The sequence below is a fragment of the uncultured Faecalicoccus sp. genome, from assembly GCF_944325745.1.
In the GTDB taxonomy this organism is placed as follows: domain Bacteria; phylum Bacillota_I; class Bacilli_A; order Erysipelotrichales; family Erysipelotrichaceae; genus Faecalicoccus.
In genome coordinates this window covers 1-5,064 of the sequence record NZ_CALVBG010000076.1, presented here as the reverse complement: position 1 = coordinate 5,064, position 5,064 = coordinate 1, and the positions used below count along the sequence as shown (strand labels likewise).

5 protein-coding genes and 1 other annotated feature are annotated in these 5,064 nt (G+C 43.5%); of the genes, 4 read left to right on the top strand and 1 reads right to left on the bottom strand.

What is annotated here, in order from left to right:
• Positions 1 to 896 (bottom strand): aspartate--ammonia ligase (gene asnA, locus Q0J48_RS06510; protein WP_296242680.1); only part of this gene is annotated, 896 nt, incomplete at its 3' end.
• Between the two features lie 143 nt (positions 897 to 1,039).
• Here asnA and Q0J48_RS06505 point away from each other — a divergent pair.
• The 4 genes from Q0J48_RS06505 to Q0J48_RS06490 all read left to right on the top strand — a co-directional run.
• On the top strand, positions 1,040 to 2,023 hold the full coding sequence (locus tag Q0J48_RS06505; RefSeq protein WP_296242677.1) for an ABC transporter substrate-binding protein: 984 nt from the start codon (positions 1,040 to 1,042) through the stop codon (positions 2,021 to 2,023).
• Between the two features lie 4 nt (positions 2,024 to 2,027).
• A complete protein-coding gene (locus Q0J48_RS06500) occupies positions 2,028 to 2,942 on the top strand; it encodes an ABC transporter permease (RefSeq protein ID WP_296242674.1) in 915 nt (304 codons plus the stop codon).
• 2 nt (positions 2,943 to 2,944) lie between these two features.
• The gene (locus Q0J48_RS06495) at positions 2,945 to 3,739 is read left to right on the top strand and encodes an ABC transporter ATP-binding protein (RefSeq protein ID WP_296242673.1); all 795 of its coding nucleotides are present in this window, start codon (positions 2,945 to 2,947) and stop codon (positions 3,737 to 3,739) included.
• A gap of 25 nt (positions 3,740 to 3,764) precedes the next feature.
• Positions 3,765 to 3,988: a binding site (T-box leader), on the top strand.
• 60 nt (positions 3,989 to 4,048) lie between these two features.
• A partial coding sequence (locus Q0J48_RS06490) for a branched-chain amino acid aminotransferase (protein ID WP_296242671.1) occupies positions 4,049 to 5,064 on the top strand: 1,016 nt, incomplete at its 3' end.

The following is a 5,064-nucleotide window of genomic DNA, read 5'->3' as shown; positions in this document are numbered from 1 at the left end:
GATTGGCCGATTCCGCCTCCGATCGTGTAAGGCAACTTTCGGTCTACGATTGCTTTATGGAAAGGGTATTGGAGCCGGTCCTCTTTTCCTTCGATTTTTAATTGCTTGACCAAGGAATCTTCGTCGACACGAATTCCCATGCTTGAGATCTCTAAAGCGCATTGCAGAGGCTCATACCAGAAAAGAATGTCTCCATTCAGTTCCCAATCGTCATAATCGGGGGCTCTGCCATCGTGTTTTTTATTGTTGGAAAGCTTTCCGCCTATCTTCATAATAAAAACGCATCCAAGCTCTTTCGCAATTTCATTTTCTCGTTGGCGAGGTTCTAGATTCGGATAACGATCTAATAATTCTTGGCTGGTAATAAAATGAATCTGGTCAGGAAGATGATTAACGGCGGTTGGATACTTGTACCAAACTTCGTGCTCCATGTGTTTGATGATTTTAAAAATCGTGCGAACGTGTTGTTTTAAAACATTCTCGGTGCGTTCCTCTTTGGCAATGATTTTTTCCCAATCCCATTGATCAACATAGGCAGAGTGCAGATTGTCCAGCTCTTCGTCTTTTCGTATGGCGTTCATATTTGTATAAAGACCTTCATGAAGCTGGAAACCGTATTGTTTTAGAGCAAATCGTTTCCACTTGGCTAAAGAATGAACGACTTCGATCCGTTCTTCCTGCATCTCTTTCATGGTGAAATGCACCGGCTCTTCGGTTCCGTTTAAATCGTCGTTGAGACCAGAGCTTTTCTCCACAAAGAGGGGGGCTGAGATCCGCAGCAAGTTCATCTCTTTTCCAAATTCATGTTGAAAAGTATCGCGAATGTATTTGATGGCTTCCTGTGTTTGGCGAACGCTGAGCACAGGGTTGTAATCTTCAGGGATCGTGAGTTTCATATTTTCTTCTCTCCTTTGAAATATTTACCATTGTATCATATCAAATGTAAAAAAAATCAGAAAGTTTCATTGTGTTACATTGACTTACATTGTTTGAAAGTCTAAAATAAAAAATATAGTTTACAAATTTGGAGGAAGAGATTATGAATAAGCTATTTAAAATCGGATTGGCCTCTGTAACTGCCCTTTCTTTAGTGGCATGTTCTGGAGGAGGACAATCCGATGATTCGACGAAAATAGGAATCATCCAACTGGCAGAGCATCCAGCGTTGGACCAGGCTTATGAAGGATTTATGGATGGATTGGAAGAAGCAGGATATACCGAAGAGAATACGGTTTTTGATTATCAGAACGCTTCAAACGATCAGTCAAACTGTAAAACAATTGCGGATAAGTTCGTTAACGATGGTGATGATTTGATCTATGCCATCGCGACCCCGGCCGCTCAAAGTGTAGCGCAGGCAACCAGTGACATTCCGATCCTGGTCAATGCGGTCACCGATCCGGCAGCTTCTGGTATCGTAAAAGATAATGAAGCCCCTGGCGGGAATGTCAGCGGTGTCAGCGATCTGACTCCTGTTGAAGAACAGATCGATCTGTTGCAACAACTGCTTCCGGATGCGAAGAAAGTTGCGGTCATGTATTGCAGCAGTGAAGATAATTCCAAGATCCAGGCAGAGATGGCAGAAAAAGCTTTAGATGAAGCCGGTATCGAATGGGAAGAAGCTACGGTGGCGGATTCAAGTTCGATCCAGCAAGTTACGGAATCTTTGATCGGTAAAGTGGATGCGATCTACATTCCTACCGATAATTTATTGGCAGAAGGAATGTCAGCGGTAGCGCAAGTATCCAATGCCAATGGAATTCCTTGTATCGTTGGGGAAAGCGGTATGGTTTCCAATGGCGGTCTTGCGACTTATGGAATTGATTACTACCGTTTAGGAGAGATGGCGGCCGAACAAGCGGTGGCAATCTTAGAAGACGGAAAATCACCGGCAGAGATGCCAATCGAATATTTAAGTGCAGAAGATTGTGTTTTAACGATCAATAAAACGGTTGCGGAAGAATTAGGCATCACCATTCCGGAAGAGTTTGCTGATGCCGAAATGATAGAAACGGCTTCGTAATATCATGGGTATTGTTTTAGCTATGCAGGGGGCTTTGAGCCAGGGGATTCTCTGGGGATTGATGGCCCTGGGTGTTTATATCACCTTCCGATTATTAGATATTGCCGATTTGACAGTGGATGGTTCCTTTGCGACCGGAGGAGCTGTGTGCGCTGTTTGTCTCGTTAATGGGGTCAACCCGATCATCGCTTTGATCTTGAGTACGATCGCTGGCTTTATTGCCGGCTTGATCACGGGGGTACTCCATACAAAATGTCATATTCCTGCCATTTTGGCCGGGATCTTGACACAGATCGGATTGTATTCGATCAATTTACGAATCATGGGTCGTTCCAATACGCCTCTGTTACAGTATGACAATGTATTTGGGCAACTGGAGGAGTTGACCGGATTGTCTTCAAACTGGGTCGTGTTGATCGTTGGTTTGATTGTAACGGTGTTAGTGATCGTTGCCCTGTATTGGTATTTTGGAACGGAGATCGGTTCCAGTATTCGCGCTACAGGAAACAATGAACAGATGGTTCGCGCTTTAGGAGTCAATACCAATGTCACCAAAACATTAGGATTAATGATCTCAAATGGCTTGATTGCTCTTTCTGGAGCCTTGGTAACCCAGCAGCAAGGTTATGCCGATGTCCGTATGGGAATCGGAGCCATCGTGATTGGTTTGGCTTCCATCGTGATCGGCGAAGTGATCTTTGGCCATAAGGGAGCTTTCGGTACGCGACTCACTTCCATTGTGGTAGGTTCTGTCATTTACCGTGTGATCGTTGCGGTGGTTTTGCAGATGGGCCTGAATACCGATGATTTAAAACTTCTTACGGCGATTTTAGTAGCGGTTGCCTTGACAGTGCCAATCGTTATGAATAAACAAAAACAGCTTTCCATGTATAAGAAGCTGACCGGAAAGGAGCAGTAAACATGTTAAAGATCACAAATGTGTCGAAAACTTTTAATCCGGGTACTGTTAATGAAAAAAAAGCGTTGGATCAGTTGAATCTGCAAGTAGATGACGGCGATTTTATTACCATTATCGGCGGGAATGGTGCCGGTAAAAGTACATTGATGAATATGGTTGCCGGCGTGTACCCTATCGACTGCGGCACGATTTATCTTGATGGAAAGAATATTTCATTACAGGCAGAATTTCAAAGAGCGCAGATGATTGGCCGTGTGTTTCAAGATCCGATGTTAGGAACTGCTGCAGATATGGCAATTCAGGAAAACTTGGCTATGGCCAACCGCCGAGGAAAAAAACGAGGGCTGAAATGGGGAATTACACCAAAAGAAAAAGAAGTTTTCCATGAGCAACTCAAACGTCTCGGCTTAGGCTTAGAAGATCGCATGACATCTAAAGTTGGGCTTTTATCTGGCGGACAGCGTCAAGCTTTGACTTTGTTGATGGCTACGTTGATCAAACCAAAGTTGTTGCTTTTGGATGAGCATACAGCGGCTTTGGATCCGAGAACTGCGAAAAAAGTATTGGATCTGACCAATGAGATCGTCAACGAACAAAAACTGACAACATTGATGGTTACGCATAACATGCAGGATGCGATCCATATCGGGAATCGTTTGATCATGATGCATGAGGGAAAGATCATCTATGATGTTTCTGGAGAGGAAAAGAAAAATCTTCATGTTTCTGATTTGTTGAAGAAATTTGAAGAGGCCAGCGGTGAAGAGTTCGCCAATGACCGTATGATGTTAGGATAATCTCTTTGTTGAGAGATGGAATCAATAAAACGCTTTGAAATGGACAAGTTCCATGACTTCTTTTCTTTAGAGAATTGCTGGTGGGTGCAAAGCATGAAAAAGTCATGAGAATATCACCAGGGAGCGGCCATGCCGAAAGGTAGGCGTGGACGGGAGTCGCCGTTAAAAAGACAGAGATCGCAGATCTCATAAGTGCATTCTTATGAATGAAAAAGAGTGGTACCGCGGAAAATGCCTTTCGTCTCTTTAGGGCCCTAGGCCTTCTGACAGAAAGGCTTTTTATATTTCCAGTATAAAGGAGGAATCAATATGGAAATCCGTTTTGAAAAAAGAGAGGTTTTAAAAGAAAAACCAACTGGCGCTTTAGGCTTCGGAAAATACGAAACCGACTACATGTTTGTCATGGATTATGACGACGGAAAGTGGCATGATGCCCGCATCGTTCCCTATGGACCAATCGAATTTGACCCTGCCAGTATGGTGCTGCATTATGCACAAGAGACCTTTGAAGGAATGAAAGCGTACAAAGCCAAAGATGGAAGAGTCTTATTGTTTAGACCGGAAATGAACGCTCGTCGTTTTATCAATTCAAACAAGCGGTTGAGCATGCCGATCATTGAAGAAAAAGATTTTGTACAAGCGGTAGAAGAATTGGTTCGCATCGAAAAAGATTGGATTCCAACGGGAGAAGGTGAATCTTTATATATTCGTCCTTATATGTTCGCCACGGAAAAAGCAATCGGTGTACACCCTGCAAACTCTTATAAATTTATTGTGATCTGTTCTCCAGTAGGTGCTTATTATCCGGAAGGTGTCAATCCGGTAAAGATCTATGTAGAAGATGAATATGTTCGTGCAACTGTCGGAGGTACCGGATTCACAAAATGTGGTGGAAACTATGCCGGCAGCTTGGCTGCACAAGTGAAAGCTGAAGAATTAGGCTATACACAAGTTTTATGGCTGGATGGCGTGCACCGTAAATATGTTGAAGAAGTAGGGTCGATGAATGTCATGTTTGAAGTGGATAATACGATCATCACCGCACCTACGGACGGAACGGTTCTTCCTGGTGTCACTCGTGATTCCATTTTGCATATCTTACGCGATTGGGGATACAAAGTAGAAGAAAAACATTTTGCGATCGATGACTTAATGAAAGCCGGACACGACGGCCGCTTGCAGGAAGCTTGGGGAACAGGAACGGCTGCTGTTATCAGTCCGATTGGAGAATTATACTTTAAGGGAGATATCGTAACGATCAATGATTTCAAAACGGGTGAATTGACCCAGAAGATCTACGATACTTTAACAGGAATCCAATGGGG